At 42.4% G+C, this 24,225-nt stretch carries 20 protein-coding genes and 1 tRNA gene; 9 read left to right on the top strand and 12 right to left on the bottom strand.

Translation table 11 applies throughout. The features are described 5' to 3' along the window. Positions 1-44 precede the first annotated feature (44 nt). Complete coding sequence (locus tag V7K35_RS28775; RefSeq protein ID WP_335083791.1) at positions 45-1,409, bottom strand: lipid-A-disaccharide synthase-related protein; 1,365 nt, start codon at positions 1,407-1,409, stop codon at positions 45-47. Between the two features lie 300 nt (positions 1,410-1,709). Between V7K35_RS28775 and V7K35_RS28770 the strand changes: the two genes are divergently transcribed. Together V7K35_RS28770 and V7K35_RS28765 are read left to right on the top strand one after the other, a co-directional pair. After that, the gene (locus tag V7K35_RS28770; protein ID WP_335083831.1) at positions 1,710-1,850 is read left to right on the top strand and encodes a hypothetical protein; all 141 of its coding nucleotides are present in this window, start codon (positions 1,710-1,712) and stop codon (positions 1,848-1,850) included. Positions 1,851-2,276: 426 nt separating this feature from the next. Next, positions 2,277-3,875 carry a serine/threonine protein kinase gene (locus V7K35_RS28765; protein ID WP_335083789.1) on the top strand — a complete coding sequence of 533 codons (1,599 nt, stop codon included), beginning with the start codon at positions 2,277-2,279 and terminating at the stop codon, positions 3,873-3,875. Positions 3,876-3,883: 8 nt separating this feature from the next. Here the strand turns inward: V7K35_RS28765 and V7K35_RS28760 are convergent, their stop codons facing one another. Continuing rightward, entirely contained in the window at positions 3,884-5,056 is a 1,173-nt protein-coding gene (locus V7K35_RS28760) for a CapA family protein (RefSeq protein ID WP_335083787.1), read from the bottom strand. Positions 5,057-5,654: 598 nt separating this feature from the next. Next, positions 5,655-5,739, bottom strand: a tRNA-Ser gene (locus V7K35_RS28755). Between the two features lie 371 nt (positions 5,740-6,110). Between V7K35_RS28755 and V7K35_RS28750 the strand changes: the two genes are divergently transcribed. The 3 genes from V7K35_RS28750 to V7K35_RS28740 all read left to right on the top strand — a co-directional run bounded on the left by V7K35_RS28750 (position 6,111) and on the right by V7K35_RS28740 (position 9,812). Next, complete coding sequence (locus V7K35_RS28750) at positions 6,111-6,977, top strand: class I SAM-dependent methyltransferase (protein WP_335083785.1); 867 nt, start codon at positions 6,111-6,113, stop codon at positions 6,975-6,977. A gap of 587 nt (positions 6,978-7,564) precedes the next feature. Beyond that, positions 7,565-8,587, top strand: coding sequence for a serine hydrolase (locus tag V7K35_RS28745; protein ID WP_334792664.1), 1,023 nt, complete (start codon positions 7,565-7,567; stop codon positions 8,585-8,587). Positions 8,588-8,807: 220 nt separating this feature from the next. Further along, positions 8,808-9,812 (top strand): 2-hydroxyacid dehydrogenase, encoded by a 1,005-nt coding sequence (locus V7K35_RS28740; RefSeq protein ID WP_335083783.1) that lies wholly within the window; start codon positions 8,808-8,810, stop codon positions 9,810-9,812. Between the two features lie 31 nt (positions 9,813-9,843). Here the strand turns inward: V7K35_RS28740 and V7K35_RS28735 are convergent, their stop codons facing one another. From V7K35_RS28735 to V7K35_RS28710, 6 genes are all read right to left on the bottom strand, one after another. After that, on the bottom strand, positions 9,844-10,587 hold the full coding sequence (locus V7K35_RS28735; RefSeq protein ID WP_335083781.1) for a M50 family metallopeptidase: 744 nt from the start codon (positions 10,585-10,587) through the stop codon (positions 9,844-9,846). An 82-nt stretch (positions 10,588-10,669) separates the two neighbouring features. Continuing rightward, positions 10,670-10,801 (bottom strand): hypothetical protein, encoded by a 132-nt coding sequence (locus V7K35_RS28730; RefSeq protein ID WP_334792660.1) that lies wholly within the window; start codon positions 10,799-10,801, stop codon positions 10,670-10,672. 77 nt (positions 10,802-10,878) lie between these two features. After that, on the bottom strand, positions 10,879-11,754 hold the full coding sequence (locus tag V7K35_RS28725; protein ID WP_335083780.1) for an FHA domain-containing protein: 876 nt from the start codon (positions 11,752-11,754) through the stop codon (positions 10,879-10,881). Between the two features lie 208 nt (positions 11,755-11,962). Continuing rightward, positions 11,963-12,685, bottom strand: a complete 723-nt coding sequence (pgl, locus tag V7K35_RS28720) for a 6-phosphogluconolactonase (protein ID WP_335083778.1) — start codon at positions 12,683-12,685, stop codon at positions 11,963-11,965. A 270-nt stretch (positions 12,686-12,955) separates the two neighbouring features. After that, complete coding sequence (gene rph / locus V7K35_RS28715) at positions 12,956-13,699, bottom strand: ribonuclease PH (RefSeq protein ID WP_335083776.1); 744 nt, start codon at positions 13,697-13,699, stop codon at positions 12,956-12,958. Positions 13,700-13,810: 111 nt separating this feature from the next. Beyond that, on the bottom strand, positions 13,811-14,434 hold the full coding sequence (locus V7K35_RS28710) for an adenylate kinase family protein (protein WP_335083774.1): 624 nt from the start codon (positions 14,432-14,434) through the stop codon (positions 13,811-13,813). Positions 14,435-14,989: 555 nt separating this feature from the next. On the opposite strand from V7K35_RS28710, the gene V7K35_RS28705 reads away from it, so the two are divergent. Continuing rightward, positions 14,990-15,526, top strand: coding sequence for a P-loop NTPase family protein (locus V7K35_RS28705; RefSeq protein ID WP_335083772.1), 537 nt, complete (start codon positions 14,990-14,992; stop codon positions 15,524-15,526). A gap of 53 nt (positions 15,527-15,579) precedes the next feature. Here V7K35_RS28705 and V7K35_RS28700 read toward each other — a convergent pair whose 3' ends face one another. Further along, positions 15,580-16,134 carry a deoxycytidylate deaminase gene (locus V7K35_RS28700; protein WP_335083771.1) on the bottom strand — a complete coding sequence of 185 codons (555 nt, stop codon included), beginning with the start codon at positions 16,132-16,134 and terminating at the stop codon, positions 15,580-15,582. After that, a complete protein-coding gene (locus V7K35_RS28695) occupies positions 16,134-17,630 on the bottom strand; it encodes a thymidylate synthase (RefSeq protein WP_335083769.1) in 1,497 nt (498 codons plus the stop codon). The genes V7K35_RS28700 and V7K35_RS28695 overlap by 1 nt, the downstream gene beginning before the upstream one ends. A gap of 284 nt (positions 17,631-17,914) precedes the next feature. Here V7K35_RS28695 and V7K35_RS28690 point away from each other — a divergent pair, with 284 nt between their 5' ends. After that, on the top strand, positions 17,915-18,130 hold the full coding sequence (locus V7K35_RS28690; protein ID WP_335083767.1) for a high light inducible protein: 216 nt from the start codon (positions 17,915-17,917) through the stop codon (positions 18,128-18,130). Between the two features lie 144 nt (positions 18,131-18,274). Beyond that, the gene (locus tag V7K35_RS28685; protein WP_335083765.1) at positions 18,275-18,856 is read left to right on the top strand and encodes a thioredoxin family protein; all 582 of its coding nucleotides are present in this window, start codon (positions 18,275-18,277) and stop codon (positions 18,854-18,856) included. A gap of 70 nt (positions 18,857-18,926) precedes the next feature. Here the strand turns inward: V7K35_RS28685 and V7K35_RS28680 are convergent, their stop codons facing one another. Then, on the bottom strand, positions 18,927-19,439 hold the full coding sequence (locus tag V7K35_RS28680; RefSeq protein WP_334792650.1) for a hypothetical protein: 513 nt from the start codon (positions 19,437-19,439) through the stop codon (positions 18,927-18,929). Positions 19,440-20,741: 1,302 nt separating this feature from the next. On the opposite strand from V7K35_RS28680, the gene V7K35_RS28675 reads away from it, so the two are divergent. Next, positions 20,742-24,206 (top strand): efflux RND transporter permease subunit, encoded by a 3,465-nt coding sequence (locus tag V7K35_RS28675; protein ID WP_335083763.1) that lies wholly within the window; start codon positions 20,742-20,744, stop codon positions 24,204-24,206. Positions 24,207-24,225: the final 19 nt, after the last annotated feature.

Genomic DNA, 24,225 nt, shown 5'->3' with positions numbered 1-24,225 from the left:
GAGGGGATAAGGGGACAAGGGCAATAACCATGCCCAATGCCTCTTTAACTCAATCGTTCCTGTAAACATTCTGCAATGCGTAATGCGGCTCCCGGTTTACCCATGCGTCGTAGACCATTTTCGGCAATAATTTGCAAAATATCAGGATTTTTGAATAAGGATTGGACTATTTGGGCAACTTCTGCTGGCTGCTCGACTAAAATCAAAGATGAGCCTAAATGACGACTTTGAGCTTCAGCAAAGCCCTGGTTAAATTGGGGGCCATTACCGGGAATCGCGATCGCAGGTTTCCCTAAACCGATAAACTGTTCTGTGGCTGTACCTGCCATTGCGATCGCTAAATCTCCCAAATGCAGACAGTCATTATAAGCTTGTTGTGTCAGCAATAGATATGCATTCCTTTGTTTAAATGTCAAGACATTTGGATCAGAGATTTCGAGAGGAGATGCTGATTGAGTGCGCCAGCCTTGGGATTGCACAGTTTGGGATAAAATATTAGAGTCTAAATTAGGAGCGATCGCACCTAAAAAGACTACTGTGCCAGAAGTATAGAACACTGAATCTCGCTCCTGGAAACTTGCCATCAACGCAGATACGGCAATCATAATTGTTTCCCAGTTAGTGTATGCCTCTGGTGGACGGGAACCAGGAAGAAGAGTCACCATCAAAGGTCGAACTGTCTCTTGCTGTTGACTATTTTGACTATAAAATTGTTGGCGTGAAAAGGTCGGTTGCAAATCATCCATCATGGGATTACCCAAATTAAAAGCTGGAATTGGCCATTGTTTTAATGTTTCCGTCGTCAGTGTATCTCTAGGGAACACTGCCTTACAACGGCGACGACTCATTAACCAACGTTCCCAAGGATGGTAAACTGAACCAGAAAAGTTTTCCCAACGCGCATCTTTGGATTTCCGTGGTAATAATCCAGCTTCATCCCGCACATAATATTCAGATTTCGCCGTACCCACAAAAGCATAATTAGCGCCACTGAAAGTTGCAAACAATAACGGGACAATATCTCCCACAGCTAAAATTGCTCTTTTATTACCTAATTTTTTTTGAGAACTCACCCAACGGCGGACAGCTTTAATCTGGCTGAGGGTAAGTTGCAATAAACCACCGCGTACATCCCGCACTAATTGGCGTCCATCCATATAAATAAAGCCGCCAGAAGGCATAGTGCGGACTGAACCGATCAGAGGGATATTCAACTGTTGATAAGCACGTCCCTCGCCCACCAGAGATAAAGCAAATATCTCTGGTGGGTTTGATTGTTGTTGGAGTTCTTGCAAAATCCGAACTGCAATTACATCTTCTCCATGACCATTACTTAATACAAGTAACCGCAAAGGAGAAGTTGCAGCTTGGGAGTTAGAGGATAGGGATAAGTGAGATACATTACTCATAAGAAACAAAACATCGATATTAACAGTCTGTTTGGGTAAGAGGTATAGATAGGAAAATCGGCGAAGAAGCTGGAAGTTAGTATTATCCCTATTTCTTTACTTCCCTACAACTAACACCAATTTTGCATCCGTAGTATTGTTTAAAATTCCTGGAATAGCCTTTTGTTCAAGACTTTTAATCTAAAATCATTCGACTGAGCTTCCCCGTACCCCTACGGGGAAGCAAGCTACGCGTAGCGTTCCGCAGGAAAGTCCAAAATTAAAAATTGGTATAACTCCCAGTTAATTAGATTAAATATTATGCGAGTTTCTGCTACTGCAATTTTTACTTTAACTACTTTAGCTGCTGGCAATGTCACTCAGCAAGCAACGGCTGCACCTCCTAAAACCGTTACTCCAACTGCAAAAGCAGGTAACTTGGTAATTAAAAAATTTTACTGATTTTTTGCTCATGGTTAATAGTCAGACAGCAAAACTCAGACTTGAGCAATTTGCAGACAGACTTGTAAATCATAGAAGCGATCGCTTTTAATGTAGTTAGAGCCGAGTCAGTGAGTTGGTCTTTAGGCGTTGTAGCAAGTAGGATGTCGAATCAAGTTTCCTGCTTGACATCACGGACGTGGAAGACAACTTGAGTCTGTTTTTTCCTTCAGGATTTCTCTACTCCCGCGTTATCCTATGAAAAAGATAAAACTGTTGTGATCGTGGGGAGGTTTTTCCCGCTTAGGGAGTTCCAACAACTAAATCATCCTGTAGGATAGACAGGCGAAAACCCTGCCCTGTAAAAAATATGGGAAAATTTTTTGGAAATCCCTCAAGACTCAGAACTCGCTACTTAATCTGCTCACTCAGGACTCAGGACTCTCTATGTTAGCAGGCACAATTTTGCAGGATGGAAAATATACCCTAATTCAAGAAATAGGGCGGGGTGGCTTTGGCATTACGTTTAAAGCTACCCATCGCTATTTGGGTCAGGAGGTGGTGATGAAAACCATCAATGAACGGCTGCGACAACATCCTGATTTCGCGAAATTTGAGCGCCAATTCCAAGATGAAGCCAGACGATTAGCTACGTGTATCCACCCAAATATAGTTCGAGTCAGTGACTTTTTTGTTGAAGCTGGACTGCCTTACATGGTGATGGAATACATTCCTGGCGAAACCTTGACAGACGCATTTGTATTACCAGGGATACCTTTGCTAGAAGCCACAGCAATTCATTACATCCGGCAAATTGGGGCAGCTTTGCAGGTAGTACACAACAACGGTTTGCTGCACCGAGATGTCAAACCAGATAATATCATCCAACGTCTTGGAACACAGGAAGTAGTGCTGATTGATTTTGGCATTGCCAGGGAATTTAATGGCAGTGTCAGGCAGACTCACACGGGTATGGTTTCTGAGGGTTATTCTCCAATTGAGCAGTACCTAACGCAAGCGCCGCGCACACCCGCCACGGATGTTTATGGTTTAGCCGCAACTTTGTATGCCCTGTTGACTGCTCAAGTTCCTATACCAGCATTATTGCGCGATCGCGAGCAAATGCCTTCCCCCCGCGAACTGCAACCACACTTGAGTGCTGCTGTCAATCAGGCAGTAATGCGCGGTATGGCGATGGAGTCTCGTTTTCGGCCAGCGACAGTTGCTGAGTGGTTACAACTGCTACCTGGAGATGGGGCGAATATGACACCGGAAGCCTTAGCCACTTACGCAGTGCCAACTGTCAATTTATCTGCCCAACAGGCAACATTAATTGGGAAAACTACCCAAAATCGCCTTCATAGACCATCTGTGTTGGTGCAGCCCAACCCAGGCATCGCCAAGGAGACTGTAGTGGCGAAAAAACTGGGGTCATCTAAAATATTCATTGGTATAGGTGTAGCCTTGGTTGCCGCTACAGCAGGTTTTGGCATCACTAGAATCTTACCCAAATCTCAGCCGCAGCCAACCGTAAAACCGCTTTTTGAACAGCCAACTCAAAAGCCAGCCGCGAAAGTACCTAGCTTCGAGAATGGTGAACAGACTAACACCACCTCAAGAACTGAATCAGCACCTGTTTCTAATTCCAAGCAGCGGCGGCGTAATCGTCGTTCTTCCCCGCCAGAAACTCCCAGCAACCCTACAGGAGAATCACAACGGCGTGATTTGGAACAATCCGCACCTTTACCTAAGGTTTCACCTACACCCTCGCTAGTAGAGAAACTACGGGCGATCCGGTCATCTCGTAATGCTTCCCCGGCACCATTGCCACAAAATAACTCACCTGTTTTTAAGCAAAATTCTGCCTCCCCTCAGCCTCTAAATCGATCACATCCTGTGGTTATACCAACAGCACCGTCAACCGAATCCAAACAGTCAGATCCTTCTGGTGTAGTAGTACCAACACAGGAAACACCAAATTCACCGATTCAGAGTCAACCTCAAAATGAGAAATTTCCGGAAAAATTGGGAGATGATAACAATTAAAGGGTTCTTTATTTGATATTGCCTACAACAATTTCCCCCTTCTTATTAATTTTCACCGGATTCTTGGGAAAAGCTTGATTATTCAAATAACGCATAAGTCTTACAGTCTGAAAACGCTGATCAATATGAGGGATTCCCTGCCTATCCATCCGAACAGGAATAATTTTACTTGATACCAAATTTCCCGCTGGGTTGAGTTTAACTTCTAAAATCATTGAGTCACCCGTCTGGGCATTTGTAGATAAAGTCCGGTATCCCAGAAAGTTTCCTAAAGAATAGGCAATGATTTTTCCTTTATAGATTTCCATCGCTCTCGGAACGTGAGGGCCATGTCCAAGTACTAAGTCTGCTCCCACATCAATCATATTTCGAGCAAACTTGATCGAATTACCTCGATTTTCTCCATAAAAAAACTCTGCCTGATTCTTAACTTGTAGTGCCGCCGTTCCTTCGGCGCCAGCGTGCATCGATACTATTATAATGTTGGCTTTCTTTTTGGCTTCTGCTACGAGTTTTTGGGCTACTCCTAAATTATGGATGGAATTATAAATTTCATAAGGAGAAAACCCGATCATTGCCACAGAGATATTGTTAGCTTCTAAATAGAGAATTTGATTTTTATGACCTAATGTTGCAATGCCCACAGCCTCAAGATTTTTCTTTGTATCTTTAAATCCTACTGTGCCAAAGTCCATTGCATGGTTATTCGCCATATTAAACACATTAAAACCAGCTTCAGCAAATAGCTGGGCATATGCAGGTGGGGAGCGAAAGGCAAATACTTGTCCATTACTAATATCTTTGGCAGTGTAGGGATAATTAGTTAAGCTACTTTCAAAGTTACCAAATAAGATATCAGATCCTTGCAACTGAGTTCTCACTGACTTTGGTAATAATTGATCTCGAAAACGGGGTAATCTATAATTAGGAAAATTAGTGCCGGGAATAATATCTCCAACGGCTTTGATGGTAATAGTGTCTGGAAAGGTTTGTTGTTTTGTTGTTGATGGCGTAAGTTCAGGGATAGGTAATGGAAATTTCACAGGCTTGGTAGGTGTAGTAGCAGCGTTTAATCGCTGTGATTGCCCAAGCCGGATAATGACTCCTACACTAATACCCAGATATAAACAGATGCTGATAAAACTAAATGAGAGCACTCTCCCCATGCTGTGATTAGCCATTGTTCACTCCTCACACGATGGCATTAGTTTACCCCAAAAAAACTCAAAGTTCTAATGCCTTAGATCAATATCTGAGAGAATGTTTGAAAAGTCATGATTGATGGATCAAATATTTGTTTACCCTACCCTAACCCTCCCCTTATAAAGGGAAGGGAACTATATTTTCTGGTTTCTCCCCTTATAAAGGGGGGTAATAACTCAATTAAAATCACAGCCAATCACTTTTAAAACAACCTCTGAGTTTGTAAAGGAATTAACTGAAAAATTATGCAGTCGCCCATAAGTGAAAGTCTGTTTCGGTATAGATGAAAATATTAGCGCCCACGAATTAGTAAACGAAATTTTTATAGATTTATTGACTAAAACTTATAACAAAATTAGCCAAAAATATCAAAGCAATATGATTATTCAGCCCAATAATATTGAAGAAATTAATATTTATAATAGTTCGGAATTTATATAATATTTTAAATCTTATGTCAATAATAAATATAACATTGTATATACTTATTATTTAACTATAGTTACATAACTTAAACCAATTAAACCAGATAACTTTAAGCTTAAATAATTGAAATGCTTACAAAATAAAGAAAAACGGAGAGGGGGGGATTTGAACCCCCGTTGGGTTTCCCCAAAACGCATTTCGAGTGCGTCACCATCAACCACTCGGACACCTCTCCAGCTATTTATTTACAGATTTGAGTATCTATTGTATACTCAAATGCCATGAAGTAACGGAAATTTTAGCGTATTTCCTATACTACTATAACATTATCGCTTTTTTTGTGTAACGGAATGCTCCGGTAACGCGCAAGCCCAAGACATTTCTCATTATCGTGGTTGATGCAATTACCCAGTGAGTCAATGACACCCAGACAATATTATTATGGTGGTGTTGGCGCAGCGTCTTGTTGAGAAGGCCGATCCTCTGACTGAGGTCAGTTTTTTACACCAACTGAAAACTACTCCACCCGATTGCTACGAAAAAGTTTGCAAACGTTGGTCAGAATTTCAACCAAGTCAAATACCCTAAAACTTACTTTATTCATCAATGCTCAAGTCAAAATCAATCAACATTCCTAAACCAACTCGCTATCAAAATGCGGCGATAGATTATTACATGGGAATCACAGATTCCTCCTATCTCCATTATGGGTATTGGGAGCCACTACCTACTGCTGGTGAAGAATTGACTGTAACTCGCCTGCGTGCGGCGCAAGTTGCTTATGCAGCCAAGCTTTTGAGTTTTATTCCAGAGGATACAAAAACTGTGCTTGACGTAGGTTGTGGTATCGGTGGGAACGCAGCATATTTGTGCTCACGCGGTTTCACTGTTGAGGGATTAGCACCCGATGTACTTCAACAAGAGAAGTTTATCAAGAATACCAACTCTCAAGTACCTTTCTACTTAACGAGATTTGAAGATTTTCACACTTCACACTCCTACGACTTAGTTCTGTTCAGTGAAAGCAGCCAATATATTGCTGCTGACGATTTGGCTCAAGGTGCGGCTCGTTTATTGAGTAGTGGTGGCTACCTACTGCTTGCGGATATGATGCGCTCTGATGCTGGATATCGAAAGGGCATTTTTTCTAATTGTCATGTCGTTAGTGAGCTTCAAGCAGTGTTGATAAAAGCTGGATTCAAGTTAATTAAGACTGAAGACATTTCCAGCCAAATTGCACCGACGATTGACTTGGGTGTTGATAACTTCCGAACTTTTGGGCTGACTACCATCAAATATATTGCGGATGTTGTAGCGATCGCACTCCCACCATTACACGCGATCGGTCGTTTAGCATTCAAACGCTGGCTGGAAAAGCCGATTGTCGAGGGGTTAGCAGCACGCACCATTTTTGATAACCATCTCTGTTATGAAATTCAACTTTGGCAGTTAGCAATTCATCAGGTTAACTAAGAGGATGTTTGAAAAGTCATAAAGTATACTAAAAACTTTACTTACATTCCTCTCTCTCACTCCTGAGAGGCTTTGAAATCCCCATTCTCTTGCAGGGAAGGGGGGGCTAAATTTTAGAGTACCAGAAATACTTTTCAAACAGCCTCTAAGATGACCTCCGAAATAAACAGCCAACTTGTTGCAGATAAATCTCCTGTAGAACTTTTAGAACAGTGAGAAAATCCTCAAAAACCAATGAGCATCAGTCATTTTGTAGTCTTTATTTTATATTTTTTAATTGGTTTCACTGCAAGTGCTTTTTTTATCTCTCGCCATGTATAAATCATTGCTAGCGAAATTAAAACAGTAATCATAATCTATTGATATCTGTATAAATACATAATTAATTGATGTACTCTATGCATATTTTCGATATTCAACCTTGTGCTTTTTTGTCACAATTCTTGTTTTCAATATTCTAAGTAATGTGTTATTAATCTCTCTTGACATGGGATATTTTAGGGATTAATATGTCAATCAATCCGGATTTGATTAACTCCTTTGGAAAATCTCTGTAAATAAATCCAACACTATCTTCACAGCACTGCATGAAACTACGCTGGTTCTTACTGAGCCTTACAAGTATTCTTTTACTGTCATCTCCAGTAAAAGCGAATCCCAACACGAATCAAGTTAGCAACGTAAATGACTGGAGTGCAAATCAATATAATTTACAACTACCAAAACTTCAATTTATTCCTCCGGTTCCTTTAAGCGATCCTGTCAACCCAATAAATACTTCTAAATTCACTGGTATAGTTCCTCTGGGACGCGAGATATCAGAGCTAAAAACTCCTATTAAAGCATTAATGGAGCGCTATAGATTCCTCACTCCTGGAATGTTTTTTATGGACTTACAAACTGGGGATTATTTTAGTTTTAATGGTGATAAAGCTTTTTCTGCTGCTAGCACAATTAAGTATCCTATTTTGATTGCTTTGTTTCAAGAAGTAGATGCAGGGAGAATCAAACTAGGTGAAACTTTAGTGATGCAACGCAAACATGTCACTGGCGGTTCTGGAGATATGCAGTATCAACGAGTAGGAACTAAGCTTAGTCTCTTGCAAACTGCAACTAAGATGATGACTATTAGTGATAACACTGCTACAAACATGATTATTGACCGTTTAGGTGGTGTATCTAAATTAAATCAAAAGTTTCACCGTTGGGGATTGCAAAGCACTGTAATTCACAGTCTGCTAGGAGACTTTAAAGGAACTAATAAAACTAGTGCAAAAGACTTGGTACGACTGTCAGCTTTGATTACAAATAATCAGTTAATTTCGATGACAAGTCAATCCCAAGTTTTAGGTATTATGATTCATTGTCACAATAGAACATTGCTCCCATCTGGCTTAGGTTATGGTGCAAATATTGCTCATAAAACAGGTACTCTGCGGTTTGTGCTAGGGGATGCAGGTATCATTGAAACGCCATCAGGTAAGCGTTATTTAGCAGGAATTTTTGTCAGAAGACCGAATAATGATAATAGAGCTAGGGATTTTATTCGTCAAGTTTCTCAGGTGATGTATGGCTACTTCGAGCAGCCAAAAGTCAGTCATCTACCTTAATTATTTATTGGGTATGAAGCATAATTAACACTTAATTTTCGAGCGAAACGTCTGAGTTTAGTACTCACGGAGAAAATTGAATCGCTTACACTAATAGCAATCCTGAAGACTGGCAATGTTCAAAGCTGTGATGCCCAATAGCCCATCATAGACATCGCTTCTCTAACTGCCAAGGTATTATGTAGTCGAATACCATGCAGCATACAGCTTGAGGTTTTGCATGAAAGTAGCAGTCTTCAGTACAAAAGTCTATGATCGACATTTTTTGTCAGCTGCAAATTCTCTCACCCAACACGAATTAGTGTTTTTTGAACCCCGTTTAAATCGGGATACTGCTATCCTCGCCGCCGGATTTCCGACGGTTTGCGTATTTGTGCATGACCAGGTTGATGCCCCAACTTTAGAGCTTCTCGCCTCATGGGGAACTCGGCTGGTTGTCCTTCGCTGTGCAGGGTTTAACAATGTAGACTTACAAGCCGCAGCGGATTTAGGAATTACTGTTGTGCGTGTTCCCGCCTATTCACCCTACGGAGTAGCAGAACATGCTGTAGGATTGATTTTAAGCTTGAATCGAAAAATTCATCGTGCCTATAACCGTGTCCGAGAAAGCAATTTTTCTCTAGATGGACTGTTGGGATTTAATTTGCATGAGCGCACAGTGGGGATTGTCGGCACTGGCAAAATCGGTCTGATTTTAGGAAAGATTATGAAGGGGTTTGGCTGTAACTTACTCGCCTATGACGTTTATCACAATCCAGAATTGGAGGCGCTAGGTGGAAAGTATGTAGAACTACCTGAGTTATTTGCCAACTCCGATATTATCTCTCTGCATTGCCCCCTGATTCCCGAAACGCATCACTTGATTAATGCTGAGGCTATAAAACAGATTAAGTCAGGCGTGATGCTAATTAACACTAGCCGAGGAGCGCTGATTGATACCCAAGCAGTAATTGAGGGATTGAAGTCTGGTAAGATTGGCTATCTCGGTGTGGATGTCTACGAACAAGAATCGGAATTGTTCTTTGAAGATTTGTCTGGCGAAATTATTCAAGATGATATTTTCCAACGTCTGACAACGTTCCCCAATGTACTTATTACCGGACATCAAGCCTTTTTTACAGTAGAAGCTCTTTACAATATTGCCGAAACAACTGTTGCTAATATTGCTGATCTTGAACAGGGTCGTCCTTGTGCAAATGAAATTCGCGCTCAACCGTCAGTTTAAGTAATGCTTGGCGATCGCTAAGGGAGCATATTCATTTTGAACGATAGGCAACGCGGAGACTTTGGACTAAAATCACCAGAGATGCGATCGCCATCAAACCGCCCCAAAACCAGTAAGGTAAAAGCAAATACCGCTGCATTTGCGCTGTATCAGAGAGTCCAAGGGGGCCAGCAGACTGACTAAATAGATAATCAAGTTGATGGTACGTACTCACACAAGCTTGTACACCCAGCAATTGAATGGCAAACCCTTGGGCCCAGCGAGGTGCTTTCAGGGCGATACCCAAGATTATTAAACCCAGTAAGGGAATTGCCACCAATCCAAACCAGGAACGTATCCAAATTAATGTGGAAAACAGCAAAAAACTCCCTAATATTTTTAAACAGAGGGTAGCTGCTCTAAAACTGCGGGAAGCCAGAATCAAAGCTGCACCGGCAAGAGGCGGCCCCATTGGTCCTGCTGCTGCGACCATTGCTGGGCCAAGTGGCCCCAATAACGGCCGGATGCCATAAGTTGCGACACCGGAACCATTGCTAAAAATCTGCAACTTTTGAAACTGTCCCCCTAATAGAAGTGCCATTAAGCCGTGACCCATTTCATGAAACCAAGTTGCCAAGATTGTAAATGGGTATAAGATATAATCCCCTCCTGGTATTTGCCACACTAAAGCAGTTGCGATCGCTGCTGCAATTAACCAGGTTAGCCCCATACGTTCAACAACTGGCGGGGCTTCTTTGGTGAGCAAGGGTTTAAAATTTTTGCTTGGTTCCTTCATAGGTCACTCGATTTTGGATTTTGGATTTTAGATTTTAGATTTTCCGGAAAATTCAGAATCTAAAACTGACAGTGTATTTTCTCTATCCTAGTGTAATTATTAAGGTAGTGGGGTTGCTGGGCAATGCAACAATTCGCACATCAAAGCGACGGCTGTAAACTATGGCGCTATCAAAAACAACATAGTTATCCGTCGCTTGTCTGATGCGGTTCATTTGTTTATCCTCCTTTAATGATGCCGGAGGATGGGCAGAAAATACCTAGACTGATGTCACAATTGATCGAGAATCAGTTAAGCAAGTTGAAATAGGAATGTCATTAAGTCTCCTTTACCCAAGCTGATGCGATCGCCTGGTCGCAAGCGGTGACGATTCCCCGGTAAGAGCGGCAAATTATTAATGTAGGTGCCATTGGAACTTCCCACATCCTCTACATAGTGAGCGTCTCCCTCGACGCGAATATCTGCATGAATCCGCGAGACAATTTCTGAATTGGGAAATCCTGAAACATCTATATCAGGGGGAATCCGGTCATTGAGCTTGCCGATATGAATCACAGAGAGATTTTGCGGCAATTCAATTAACCGATCACTTTGAACGTGGATTAACCGCGCTGTAACCTGCTGCAATTGCGTTCTGGCAGCAGTTGCAGTTGATGCTGCTGCTGGCGGGGGTAGTTCGGCTTCGGAGGCTGGCGTTGGTTCCAAAGGTGGTGGAGTTGGAATACTTTGCCCAGAAACTACGGGTTGAGCTACAACGGTTGGCGGTGGTTCTGGGAGGCTGCTTTCTGTAACAGATACCTGTGGCGGAGCTACTGGGGTAACTGCCACCTCTGTTGGTGGTAAAGATGAGCCGGAGGGATGGGAATTAGTAGAACCGCTTATTCCCAAAGCATCTGGTTGTAAAAGTTCTAACAGTGGATCGGGTGGATCTAACGGCGGAACTTCCACAGGAATATCGGGAGTAACTGTTGCAGCTACCGCAGTATGAACATGTGGAACTCCTGCGGAATGAAGGTTATAGCCACACTGACCGCAGAATGCAGCATCTGCCTGCACAGTTGCCCCACAACTGGGACAGTTAGTAGTCGCGGGTAAGGGTGTATAGCAAGCTTCACACTGGACAGCGCCGTCAGGGTTAGGATGATTGCAATTAGGGCAGACGATCATCGATATTTAGCCTTTGTTCAAGATCATCATAAATATAGGTAGGACTGGCAAGCAGAGAGCGGCCCTAGCTTTAGATTCTAGCAATTACTGCTGATGGAACAATGAATTGGACACTCTGACGCGAGGAAAGGAGCAGGGGAGCAGAGGGGAAGTTACAGTAAATCTTTCTGCCCCTTTGCACTGCCTCTTGCGCCCAATGCCCCATTGTTCAATGTTGGAGTTCCAAACCTGCTGCCGCATCTAGCAGCCACCAAAGTTCGCCTTGGGGCTGAATTAAGCGGGATGGGTAAGTGAAGTCATCGGCTACAGGTGCAAAGACTTGCGCCAAAGCTGGTCGTTTATTAGCACCAGCAACTAGAAAAATCACACTGTTCGCAGCGTTGATGAAGGGGTATGTGAAACTTATCCTGGGGTTTCCGTCTTTGTTACCCACAGTCAGCAGGCGATCGCGTACTTTGAGAGCCTCTGTGTGGGGAAACAAAGATGCGGTATGTGCATCATCACCCATTCCTAGTAATACTACATCCAATGAGGGAAACTCGACCCCAGGAGAATTGAAAAATTCTTTGAGTTGTTGTTCATACTTAGCAGCAGCCAGTTCTGGATTGGCTTCTAAAGTTGGTACGGGATGAATGTTAGCCGCTGGGATGTCAACACGATCTAGCCACGCCCGACGCGTCATCAGTTCATTGCTATCGGGGTGATCTGGTGGTACATAACGCTCATCCCCCCAAAATATATGAATTTTATCCCAAGGCAATTTTTGATTAGCGATCGCTTCATACAACGGTTTAGGTGTACTACCGCCAGATAAAGCGATGGTAAACCGCCCCCGCTGCTCAATGGCAGTTTCTAACTTGGATAGAATTAATTCTAGCGCTCGTGCAACTAGTGCTGGCTGATCCGGTAGAACTTCAACGGTTTTGTTCATGGCTTCATCATATTGCTGGCTTCCAGCAATACAATACCGAACTTATTACAATCCTCCTTTTTAACTTTTGAAACATTTAACATCGTGGATTAAGTAGGCTGGAAAAATATAGACGCTCATTATCATTTTTAACGGTGAGTTGTCAGTAGTCAGGCGTACTAACTACTAACTACTTTCATGATTATTTTTATTTACACCCAGTTACTTGATACTTTGTTGAGTAACGCCATAGAGGATACATTTATTAATTCTTATTAAAAATTAATAAAACTAATTAATTACAAACAATGCTTCCCAGTCAGCGATCGCTTCGCGTTGGGCGATTAACAATTGCTGAATTCCTTTTTGAGCGACATCTAGGAGTTGATCCAACTGAGTACGGCTAAAGCTACCTTCTTCGGCTGTTCCCTGGACTTCAATAATTCCCAGGTGTTGATTCATTACCACGTTAAAATCTACTGTTGCAGCCACATCTTCAATATAATTTAGATCCAAAAATGGCTCTTTCTCCAGTAATCCTACGGAAACTGCTGCTACCTGTCCACACAGAGGCGATCGCTCCAACGCGCCCGACTGCAATAATTTAGAAATCGCATGAGCCAACGCGACAAAAGAGCCTGTAATCGCTGTTGTCCTAGTTCCAGCGTCTGCTTGCAAAACATCGGCATCTACAGTCAGCGTGCGTTCTCCCAGAGCCTCAAAATCCACTGCTGCGCGTAAGCTACGGCCAATTAGACGTTGAATTTCTTGCGTCCGTCCAGATAATTTCAATAATTCCCTTTCTTGGCGTTTTTGAGTAGCAGATGGTAGCATCCGGTACTCAGCAGTCAACCAGCCTTTACCAGTTCCTTCGAGAAACTTCGGAACTCCTTTATTAACGCTAACAGTACAAAGTACTTGAGTATCACCGCATCTTGCGAGAACAGAACCGGGGGCAAAGCGGGTGAAATTAGGGTAAAAGCTGATCGGACGTAGTTCGTAGGGAAGACGGCCGTCTGGACGCTGCCAAGCCATTGGAGTTGCCTCAATTACAATACTGCCTTAAGGTTACCAAAGTGATTGTAAATCATCATTTTAGGGGCATTAGGCAATTCAATCTAAAATTCTTACTCCCCTGCTTCTTTTCTAAGGAACTGAAAGCAGAGTCAAAATATTTTGCTGCACCATATCTGGTGACTGGTCGCCGTTGATGGTCAATAGGCGGCGACGACGGTCGTAATATTCTAGGATGGGAATGGTGTGATCATAGAATAATTCTACACGGCGTTGCACGATTTCCGGTTGGTCATCTGGTAGCGATCGCCCCAAGGATCGGCTAACCATGACTGCTTCTGAGACTTGGAGATAAATTGCCCAATCTAGCTTTTGTCCGGAATTATCCAAGAAAAAATCTAATTCTTTAGCTTGGAAGGCAGTACGGGGATAGCCTTCTAACACCCAAGCACAGTCAATATCTGGTTGTCTGAGGCGAATTTTGATCAATTCAATGATCATTTCGTCTGGAACTAACTCCCCTTTTTCCATGTAGGGCCGTGCATGGTAACCTAGTTCACTCAAGCTAGCGTAAACCGAAAGAGAAGTCCGGGGATCGGCTTGTGACCATCGAAATTTCGGGATATGCTGATCGCTAGATATTGCTTCCCGTAAAATCTCTCCTGTAGAAATCAGAGGAATATCAAAGTATCTGCAAAGCCTTTGTCCTTGAGTGCTTTTCCCCGATCCTGAACCTCCCAGAATCACCAATCTCACAACAATTAACTCCTCATCTTGTCAAATTCACTGCTTGTTAAGTCTGTTTTGCCCAAACAACCGGGAAATCTAACATTTAGCGATTTTCAGCCGTTATGCCCAGCTTTTTTGAAATAATTGGAACTCTAACTCATGTGTTTTCATTTTTACAACTACTTTCAGAGAAAAAACGAAAATAACTCTTGACTTCAGCACAAACGTAGTGTTTGACTAAGAATGCAATTTGCCAAATCCACCACACCTGTGAAAAACAGATTGATTATACAGGCAGATTTGTAATAATTACGGTTAATAAGAGGACTCTTGGGATAGGGGGACTTTGGGGTTACCCCATAGATAAATCTATTTGTTCTGAAAACTTGGACGCCTTATACCTCGTTGCAAGCAATCTCGGAAGAAATTTTTCTTTTTCTGCATAAATGAATTCACTCTTCTTGAAAAGAAAGTAGACAAGGGGTTTTTCTTTTTTCCCTAAGTCCCCAAATCTGCCTTCCCAAGAGTCCTCTTCGGTCAGTAGAAAACCTTAATTTATTGTATTTTTTTGAACTTAACCCTATGGTTGCCCAGCTAGAAACTCCAAGTATCAATTCAACCCTTCCCTTACCATATCCAGTTGAAGGACTAGTGCAAGTTTTCACTAGCTCCCATCGCAACTTTTTTACGAGCGTTATGGCTCAATCACTGAGAATAGCGGGACAAGGAACGCCAGTATTAATAGTGCAGTTTCTTAAAGGAGGTATTCGTCAAGGACACGATCGACCCATACAATTAGGGCAAAATTTAGATTGGATTCGCTGTGATTTGCCTCGTTGTATCGATACGCCACATTTAGACGATACGGAAAACGAAGCCTTACAAAAGCTGTGGCAGTATACACAGCACATAGTGGGTGAAAGTAAGTATTCTCTCGTAGTCTTAGATGAGTTAAGTTTAGCGATTAACTTTGGTTTAATTCCGGAAAGTGAAGTTTTAGCCTTTCTGGCAAAACGCCCTCCCCACGTTGATATCATTCTCACAGGGCCAGAGATGCCAAAATCTCTCTTGGATGTGGCAGATCAAATTACAGAGATTCGCCGGAGTTATCGACCCTAGACAATCTCAGGATTTGAGATTTCGGATTTTATAATCTTCAATCAGAGGGTGTGTTAAAGTTCGTGGACACACCTTACTGTTCTAGCAACAGATGTCGGATTGAGGAGAAATTGAGCGGCTTGTTGTGCCGTTACTTGAGATAACTGAATCTGTTTGAGGGTGACTAAACCTTCATTGACAAAGGAATCTCTTACTAATACTTTCTCGCCGCTATTGAAAGAAGTTTCATAAAACACTTCCTTAATCCCTGCGGAGATAATTAATTTCAAACAAGACAGACAAGGTTCTAGGGTAACGTAAATACTTGCACCATCTGTTGAAGTACCATGCTTTGCAGCTTGTGCGATCGCATTTGCTTCCGCATGTATAGCCCTTGAGGGTAAACTTTTGCTAGCATCACAGCTACTTAACCCTGGATAACAGTATCCCTGAGCCGTACAATGGGCGGAACCTGATGGTGAGCCATTGTAACCTGTTGCCACCACCTGCTTATTTTTCACAATCACAGCACCTACTCGAACAGCCAGGCACGTTGAGCGAGTCGCTGCAAGTTTAGCCAACATCAGAAAGTATTCATCCCATGTTGGCCTTTGCTCATCACAAACCATTATTTACTATCCTGAATGTATTTAGCCCCTGTTTTCAAACACTCAGAGGCTCTCTGTAATTCCATACCCAAATATCCAGCATGATCTGCACGTATTGAAGGCGAAGCAGCGCAAATTTCTCTAAGTAATTTCAAGGCATCTTTACCGGAATAGCAACTTACAACCTCACCACTACCGGGAGTTGTTTGTGTAACAACTATTTCCTTTTCTGCAATCTCGACTAAAAAATTTCCCGCAGGATCGTAGTAATCTATTTTTCTACAAATGTTAGCATACTGTTGTTTGATCAGTTGCTCGGCGTTGCTCCAAGTATCATCATATATATGAGCAGACTGACTGATGGTAATAAGTGGCCCCATTTTCAATTCATATTCAGAACGTTTAGCAATTTCATCCCTAATATGTCGTTGCAAAGCCCTCAATCCCATTGCATTTGCAGGCCATGCAGCAAACATATCATTACTTCTAAGAGTTGCAGTTAGTGATAATTCATTATCAACCACTCTCAACCAAATATGATTAAGACAAGGGCTACCACCTTTTTCATGGTCTTTTACATCCCATAAATTCATCACTGCACTAGCAGCATCAATTTCTCCAATTAACTTTTGAATCACCTGGTCAATTTGGTCACGCTCAAACCAAGAACGTAAACGTTGACCATATGTATATTTCAACCCTTCCCTAGAAGGTGCATCATCTAAAATCTGCGAAACATATTCTTTAAGAAAAAAAGGGTCAATTGGCAAATAATTCGGCTCAGGAAAATAAAAGTTAGCAGGCTCATCAGTAACAATTGCCATTAAATCAATTAATTCTTGCCATTGCCCATCATAGCCAGTTGGTCTAATTGTTCCTGTTGTCTTAATCCGATGAATGATTTTTACCCAAGTTTCTGCTATAGTCTTACCCTCAATTCTGTGACCGTATCTCGGGCCCGGTAAGACAGTTGGCTTAACAGTAGGCATGGGAAATTCTATTGGCAAACCCCATGCAGCAAGCGCTTTCTGTTGGACATATGACTTAATTAGACTAACGGCTTCAGAGATGGATTTGGTTTCTTGCTCCTTTACTGAGTCGCGCAGGTGTTCTAAAGCACTAGCTTTCACTTCAAGATCAATATATCCAGCGATAGAAGAGCGAATTACCCAGCAAGGCAACCCAGTATCACAAACACTTTCTTCAAAGCCTTTGCGGAAAAAGTCCAGCAAGCACTGACATGCACCCGCGTTATTGTCTTCCTTCGTAGCGTTGAGAACAACTAAATAGCGGACGTGGGGATTCAACAGCAAATTGCGAATTAGTAAGTTTATCCCTCTTGTAGGTGAGTATAGTTGCCCAATTACAGCATAATCTTCGGGTTGTAGGTGTTTAGCGATCGCCTGCTTCACTGTCCACCCTGTAATCACTGCTGTTTGCCCATGTCCATAGATTAACTGGTTGGGCTTGTGCTGTGCTTGGTAATGAAATTGGGTTACTTGACCCGTTCCTGTCATCGTTGGTTAAAAGTAAAACCTAACTAGTTTAACATCCAATCACAATTAACACTAATTTGGAAAGTTGATTCTTGAGATTGACCTGAGATGCAAGAGAACCACAAGCGATCTGTTTACCAGTTAGTTGAATTTCTCATAAATATTATGAGCGCTCTTTTCCTTGCTACAGCTAGGGTTATGCCTCCCACAGGTACTTACTCTACAACCCGATCACTATTTTTAGTTTACAAATATTAATATTTTTGTTACAGTTATTTACATAAAGAGAAGACAGGGAAAAAACCATGCGTACAAACACTGCTATAATTGACGACCAAGGCAAGCTGAACAACTTTGCGATCGAGCCAAGGGTTTATATAGATGAGCAAGGCGATCGCACTGGCTTCACTCCTTTTGCAGAACTGCTCAACGGTCGTTTAGCAATGATTGGTTTTGTCTCTCTGATAGCATTAGAAGTATTCACAGGACACGGCATCGTTGGTATTTTGACAAGCCTGTAAAAACTGATTCCTGTAACATAACTCTCAATAAATTAAGAGACGGTAAATTTACCGTCTCTTAGATTTATGGAAAACTTAGTGGTAGAGTAAAATATACTGATAGCAAAAGCCGTTAGTTATCAGCGTCGAGTTATCAGGTAAATTATGGTTTTAACTGCTTCAACGATGTTGCCGCTAGGCACGAAAGCACCAGATTTTGATCTACCGGAAGTGGTATCTGGAAAGGCAACTTCACTTTCAACCTTTGCAGATAAAAAAGCGCTGTTGGTAATGTTCATTTGTCGGCATTGCCCATTTGTCAAGCACGTCCAAAAAGAGTTAACGCAGTTAGGAAAAGATTATTTTACAGGTGATTTAGCGATCGTCGCTATCAGTGCTAACGATGCACACAATTATCCAGATGATGCGCCAGAGTCGTTACAAGCATTTGCCACAGAACAAGGGTTTAATTTTACCTTATGCTATGACGAGAGCCAGGAAACGGCAAAGGCTTACACAGCAGCTTGTACGCCTGATTTTTTTGTATTTGATGACCAACGCCAACTTGTTTATCGGGGACAATTAGATGATAGCCGCCCCAGTAATGGTAAACCCGTGACAGGCGCAGATTTACGCGCAGCCATTGAAGCAGTGCTGGCGGGTAAACCTGTTACAAGTGAGCAAAAGCCAAGTGTTGGTTGCAATATTAAATGGAAACCTGGAAACCAACCCAATTATTTTGGTTGAAAGGGACTAGATATTGGGTATTGGGAAATCTTCTTAGTCCCCAGTTTCTAATCCCCAGTCCCCATGACTATCAGTGTTTAATTTCCAAATTCAGTATGTAGCATCCTAATTGAACTTTTTCGGACCATAATTCATATTCCAGACGCAAATGCTCTGGTAAAGGATGTCCGTTGAGAATTAAATTACTAGTAAAATTTCGTAAACGAATTGGATTGTTAGGTTGCAATGATTCAGTTGGCAACCAATAGCGACTAATACCATAAACGCCCTGTTCCCAAAAGTGACGATAACTCACTTGAGCATTACCTTGCATAGTCATGATGACCCGATAAGGGGAAATCTCCAGCCACAAAATTCTGGGACTGTTAGGAGCGTAAGCTTTACTCTTACTTTTGAGAAGTGTGTCCTCTGGACTTAGGACACTCTCTACTTCGCAGCTAATTAAGGGTGGTGCAGTTAATAGCAAATGGAACCGATTAGTATCTTTTTGATACAATGTCCCGGCAGTTTCAACAACAGACCAGATTGGTAAGTCAGTGGAAATAAGCGATAAGCACACGGGCTTGCGGTGATGGGTCAGCATGGGAGCGATAAGGGCTAATAGCTATTGAACAAAGTGAAATGAACACTCTAGCTGTCTAATAGGTCAGGGTAAGAAACTAAATAGTAAAACAAGCTTAATATTAATGAATCCGTTGATTTGTTAAGCTACACAAATCCGGATAGAAACAGGTAGAATGTCAGCTTAGACAGCAAAAACAGTACTTTTCTAGAGACCTAATTCGTAAGTAAAGCTTGTAAATATTCTAAGGCTATAGCCTCAAAACAGTGGGACTCGTTGTAGATGCTAAGAAACCTTCTTAAGGGAGACTTTCGGAGATTGGAGTAAGTTTTATACAGCAAAAAGCGATAGATACTAGTACCGCAAGACGGAAGTCAAAAGTCACTTGTACTGAGCGGAGCCGAAGTAAAAGTGACTCATTCAAAAGAATTATATTCCTTGCTCTTGCGCCATTTTGAATGGTTGGTTTATTTACGCGCCTGCTGTACTAGGCAGGAAGTCACCAGCAGCGACTTTGTTTTTCTCTGCTGAACTTCCAGTATATTCAAAAGCCAGTGTATCCTAATGTCGGCTTCTGTTATAACCGTAGAAACTCACGAAGAAAAACTCATGAAGACCTTTCTCACAAGTTAATTATTCAGCGGTCCTCTTTGGGCTATCTTTACAGGGTCGCATCCAGGTGGCTGGGGATCTTCACCATGCTCTAATGTTGGGCGAGCCGAAGGTGAAACCGAAATTCAGTAACTTCTCTCAGGAACGTGGATTAAATAAAATGCAAAACTTCATCCTGTATCTAGCTTCCCTCTCCAATATATCGGAGAGGGATTGAGGGTGAGGTAAGCTAGGGACATAAATTGTATGTTATTTAATTCTTGTTCCTTAGGAGAAGAACCCCGTAGCACTGCTAGTTGTTTTCAAGCTATGAATGCCAAAATTTCGGAACTTTGGGGCTGAACGAGAATTCACCCAGAAACCAAAAGCTTAACCGAACCCTATTGAAACAACACCTGTTTGTTTAATGTTAAGAAATATTTCGTTAATAGCATCTATGACTGGTGACGTGGATCACAAAGGATAAAACGCGTTACATTTATTTACGATATCTTCAGTACACCTTTATATATCTAATGTTTCATCACTCTAGAAAACGAGAAATCAGATGCCATTTTTAAATATAAGACAAGAAATGGGTTTGAGTTTTTATTTTCTAATACAATGCACAAAATTGTGACTTTTTGACAAAAGCCACTTGTAAGAAGGATTCTAAATTATTCTCTCACAATAGTGATGATAGAGCGTTAAACCTATTTAAAAGGAAATTGCATGTGGATCGTCAAAATTGCTTTACGTCTTCCGTATACATTCGCGATCGCTGCCTTGATGATTGTGATCCTGGGTGTAGTAACGATATTTGGCACAGCGGTTGACATTTTTCCCGCAATCAACATTCCGGTTGTCAGTATAGTTTGGACTTATACTGGTACTACATCTGAGGAAATGGCACAGCGAATCGTGACAATTAGCGAACGCGCCATGACCACAACTGTTGGTGACATCGAACACATTGAGTCTCAATCTTTAAGTGGTGTTAGTGTCGTCAAGGTTTTCTTCCAACCGAGCGTCAATATAGCCTCAGCAGTCGCTCAAATTACCTCTGTCAGCCAAACAATTCTCCGCCCTTTGCCACCGGGGATCACGCCGCCATTCATCATTCAGTACAACGCTTCTAGCGTGCCGATTATCCAGATGAGTGTCAGCAGCAAAAACTTGCCGGAACAAGCGCTCAATGACTTTGCTACCAACTTTGTCCGCACCCAGTTAGCAACAGTGCAAGGGGCGAGTGTACCTTTGCCCTATGGTGGTAAACCTCGGCAAATTATGGTTGATATCGATCCCCAAGCGATGTTGGCTAAAGGCGTTTCTGCCCAAGATGTGACTAATGCTGTCAGCGCTCAAAATCTGGTCTTGCCCGCAGGCAACATGAAGATAGGCGCTCGCGACTTCGCCGTACAAATCAACAATAGTCCAAATGTAGTGGCAGCCCTCAACGATTTGCCAATTAAGCAAGTCAATGGTAATGTGACTTACATTCGTGATGTCGCGCAGGTACGGGATGGCTTTGCCGTGCAAGCCAACATAGTACGTGAAAATGGCAGGCGATCAAGTTTACTTAGTATCCTTAAGAGTGGCAATGCCTCCACTATTGATGTGATTGATCGGGTAAAAAAAGCTTTGCCTCGCATCCAATCCACCTTACCCCCAGGACTGAATTTAGCGTTTTTGTTCGATCAATCTGTATTTGTTAAAGCTTCGATTCAAGGCGTTCTCAAAGAAGGATTGATTGCCGGGTGTCTCACCGCGCTGATGATTTTGATTTTCTTGGGAAGTTGGCGCAGCACTGTCATTGTAGCCGTATCGATTCCCCTCTCGATGCTGGTTTCGATTATTGTGATGAGTCGTTTAGGACAAACTTTCAATATTATGACTTTGGGTGGTTTGTCCTTAGCTGTCGGTATTCTCGTAGATGATGCCACAGTCGAAATTGAAAATATCCACCGAAATCTTGGACAAGGTAAACCAATCAAGCGAGCAATCTTGGATGGAGCGCAGCAAATCGCAACTCCAGCACTTGTCGCAACATTATGTATTTGTATTGTCTTTGTGCCGGTGGTGTTTCTAAGTGGAGTAGCAAAGTATCTGTTTGTCCCCCTAGCGATGGCGGTAGTCTTTGCCATGCTTGCTTCCTATCTGCTATCTCGGACTGTAGTACCGACGATGGCAAATTATTTCCTACCACAGGAAGCGCACTTGCATAGAGAAAGCGAGGATCATAATGGTCATAGCGATCGCCATAATATAGATTCGCCAGTCGAAAACAATAATGGTCGTGACAACCATCATATAAATTCGCCAGTCCAAAACAATAATGGTCATGGCGATCGCCACACCCATTCACCAGTCGAAATCCATGATAGTCGCGACAACCACCATAGCCATTCCTCAGTCCAAAATAATAATGGTCGCGACAACCGCCACCAAACAGAAGAAGCAACAACCAAAACTGCTGTTAAGAAAGATTGGATATGGCGGCTACACGAAAAGTTTAACCGACAATTTGAAAAATTTCGCAGTTGGTACTACGATGTCCTAACCTCAGCATTAAATCACCGCCGCATAGTTTTTGTGCTGTTTGGTGCTTTTATAGTAAGTGCAGGAGTTTTATTGCCGTTCGTCGGTCAAGATTTTTTCCCTGAAGTCGATGGTGGTCAGTTTAGCTTGCATGTTCGAGCCTTGCCTGGTACTCGTTTGGAAGAGACAGAAAGAATTGTCAGCCAAGTCGAAGGCGTTATCCGCCAGACTGTACCGAAAGAAAATCTCTCGAAGATTCTGGATAACATCGGGTTACCCAACAGTGGCATTAACCTTACCTATGGCTACAACGGTGCTACAATTGGGCCAGCTGATGCTGATATTCTTGTGTCGTTAAAAGAATCTGGTTCAACTTTTTCTTACGTCAAGCAACTCCGCCAGAAATTGAAAGCGACATTTCCCAACTACACCTTCTTTTTTGAACCGGCTGATATTGTTACTCAAATTCTAAATTTCGGTTTGCCTGCTGCTGTTGACGTGCAAATATCTGGGCCTCTGCAAAACTCAAAGGCCAACTTTAAAATTGCCAAAGAAATCGAAGCAAAGATGACGCTCGTTCCTGGCGCTGTAGATGTACACATGCAGCAAGTTGTCGATGCTCCAGAGTTACGTCTTGATGTAGATCGCACTGAGGCTCAACAACTGGGTATGACTCAGCGTGATGTTGCCAATAGCGTTCTTACTTCTTTAAGTTCAAGCGGTCAAGCTGCAATTAATCAATGGCTCGATCCCAAAAAAGGCGTAAGTTACACCCTTGCTGTACAAGTTCCCCAATACAAAATTGACTCTATTGACAGCCTGAAAAATATGCCAGTTGGCAATGGTCAAACTGCACCCCAACTTTTAGGTAATTTAGCTAGTGTCAAACGCGACACAGTGATGCAAGTTGTGAATCACTACAACATTCAGCCAGTTTTCGATATCTACGCTAACTCCTCCGATCGCGATCTGGGGGGAGTTGCCCACGATGTAGATCGAATCATCGCTGATTATAAGAAAAAATTACCTCACGGTAGTCAGATTAATGTCCGCGGGCAAGTGCAAACAATGAACTCTTCCTTTCTGGGACTTGGTTTCGGACTTGTGTTTGCAATTGTGCTGGTTTACTGCTTAATGGTGGTGAACTTCCAATCTTGGCTCGATCCCCTGATTATTATGATGGCGTTGCCAAGTGCTTTAGCTGGTATTGTCTGGATGCTGTTTGTCACCCGCACCACTTTTAGCGTTCCTTCGTTAATGGGTGCAATTATGAGTATAGGTGTGGCGACATCAAACAGTATTCTACTGATTACTTTTGCTAATGACCAGCGTCTGGAAGGTGAAAATGCCTATAAAGCAGCGCAAGCGGCGGGTCACACGCGGTTGCGTCCTGTGTTGATGACTGCCTTAGCCATGCTCATTGGTATGGTGCCAATGTCCCTCGGTCTTGGTGAAGGTGGTGAGCAGAATGCACCCTTGGGTCGCGCTGTAATTGGCGGCTTGTCAGCTGCAACAGTTGCTACTCTCATCTTTGTACCTGTTGTATACAGCATGTTACGGCGTAAACAACCTCGTCCTATTGATCAGGATGATGACGATTTAAATTTCTCAGATCCACAGACTGCATATTCCTTGTCATCATCCCAAGGCAAGGAGTAAGCAATTTCATTGTTCAAAA

The organism is Nostoc sp. (assembly GCF_036917275.1).
Classification (GTDB): Bacteria; Cyanobacteriota; Cyanobacteriia; order Cyanobacteriales; family Nostocaceae; genus Nostoc.
The sequence above is the reverse complement of the archived record's forward strand: the minus strand, read 5'-3'. Positions and strand labels throughout refer to the sequence as shown.

Coding starts and splice junctions, on each gene's coding strand:
- V7K35_RS28745 (WP_334792664.1), top strand. CDS start 7,565: ATGAAACTACGCTGGTTCTTACTGAGCCTTACAAGTATTCTTTTACTG.
- V7K35_RS28695 (WP_335083769.1), bottom strand. CDS start 17,630: ATGACAGGAACGGGTCAAGTAACCCAATTTCATTACCAAGCACAGCAC.
- V7K35_RS28685 (WP_335083765.1), top strand. CDS start 18,275: ATGGTTTTAACTGCTTCAACGATGTTGCCGCTAGGCACGAAAGCACCA.
- V7K35_RS28725 (WP_335083780.1), bottom strand. CDS start 11,754: ATGATCGTCTGCCCTAATTGCAATCATCCTAACCCTGACGGCGCTGTC.
- pgl (WP_335083778.1), bottom strand. CDS start 12,685: ATGAACAAAACCGTTGAAGTTCTACCGGATCAGCCAGCACTAGTTGCA.
- V7K35_RS28705 (WP_335083772.1), top strand. CDS start 14,990: ATGGTTGCCCAGCTAGAAACTCCAAGTATCAATTCAACCCTTCCCTTA.
- rph (WP_335083776.1), bottom strand. CDS start 13,699: ATGGCTTGGCAGCGTCCAGACGGCCGTCTTCCCTACGAACTACGTCCG.
- V7K35_RS28680 (WP_334792650.1), bottom strand. CDS start 19,439: ATGCTGACCCATCACCGCAAGCCCGTGTGCTTATCGCTTATTTCCACT.
- V7K35_RS28740 (WP_335083783.1), top strand. CDS start 8,808: ATGAAAGTAGCAGTCTTCAGTACAAAAGTCTATGATCGACATTTTTTG.
- V7K35_RS28775 (WP_335083791.1), bottom strand. CDS start 1,409: ATGAGTAATGTATCTCACTTATCCCTATCCTCTAACTCCCAAGCTGCA.
- V7K35_RS28735 (WP_335083781.1), bottom strand. CDS start 10,587: ATGAAGGAACCAAGCAAAAATTTTAAACCCTTGCTCACCAAAGAAGCC.
- V7K35_RS28690 (WP_335083767.1), top strand. CDS start 17,915: ATGCGTACAAACACTGCTATAATTGACGACCAAGGCAAGCTGAACAAC.
- V7K35_RS28760 (WP_335083787.1), bottom strand. CDS start 5,056: ATGGCTAATCACAGCATGGGGAGAGTGCTCTCATTTAGTTTTATCAGC.
- V7K35_RS28700 (WP_335083771.1), bottom strand. CDS start 16,134: ATGGTTTGTGATGAGCAAAGGCCAACATGGGATGAATACTTTCTGATG.
- V7K35_RS28675 (WP_335083763.1), top strand. CDS start 20,742: ATGTGGATCGTCAAAATTGCTTTACGTCTTCCGTATACATTCGCGATC.
- V7K35_RS28765 (WP_335083789.1), top strand. CDS start 2,277: ATGTTAGCAGGCACAATTTTGCAGGATGGAAAATATACCCTAATTCAA.
- V7K35_RS28750 (WP_335083785.1), top strand. CDS start 6,111: ATGCTCAAGTCAAAATCAATCAACATTCCTAAACCAACTCGCTATCAA.
- V7K35_RS28730 (WP_334792660.1), bottom strand. CDS start 10,801: ATGAACCGCATCAGACAAGCGACGGATAACTATGTTGTTTTTGATAGC.
- V7K35_RS28770 (WP_335083831.1), top strand. CDS start 1,710: ATGCGAGTTTCTGCTACTGCAATTTTTACTTTAACTACTTTAGCTGCT.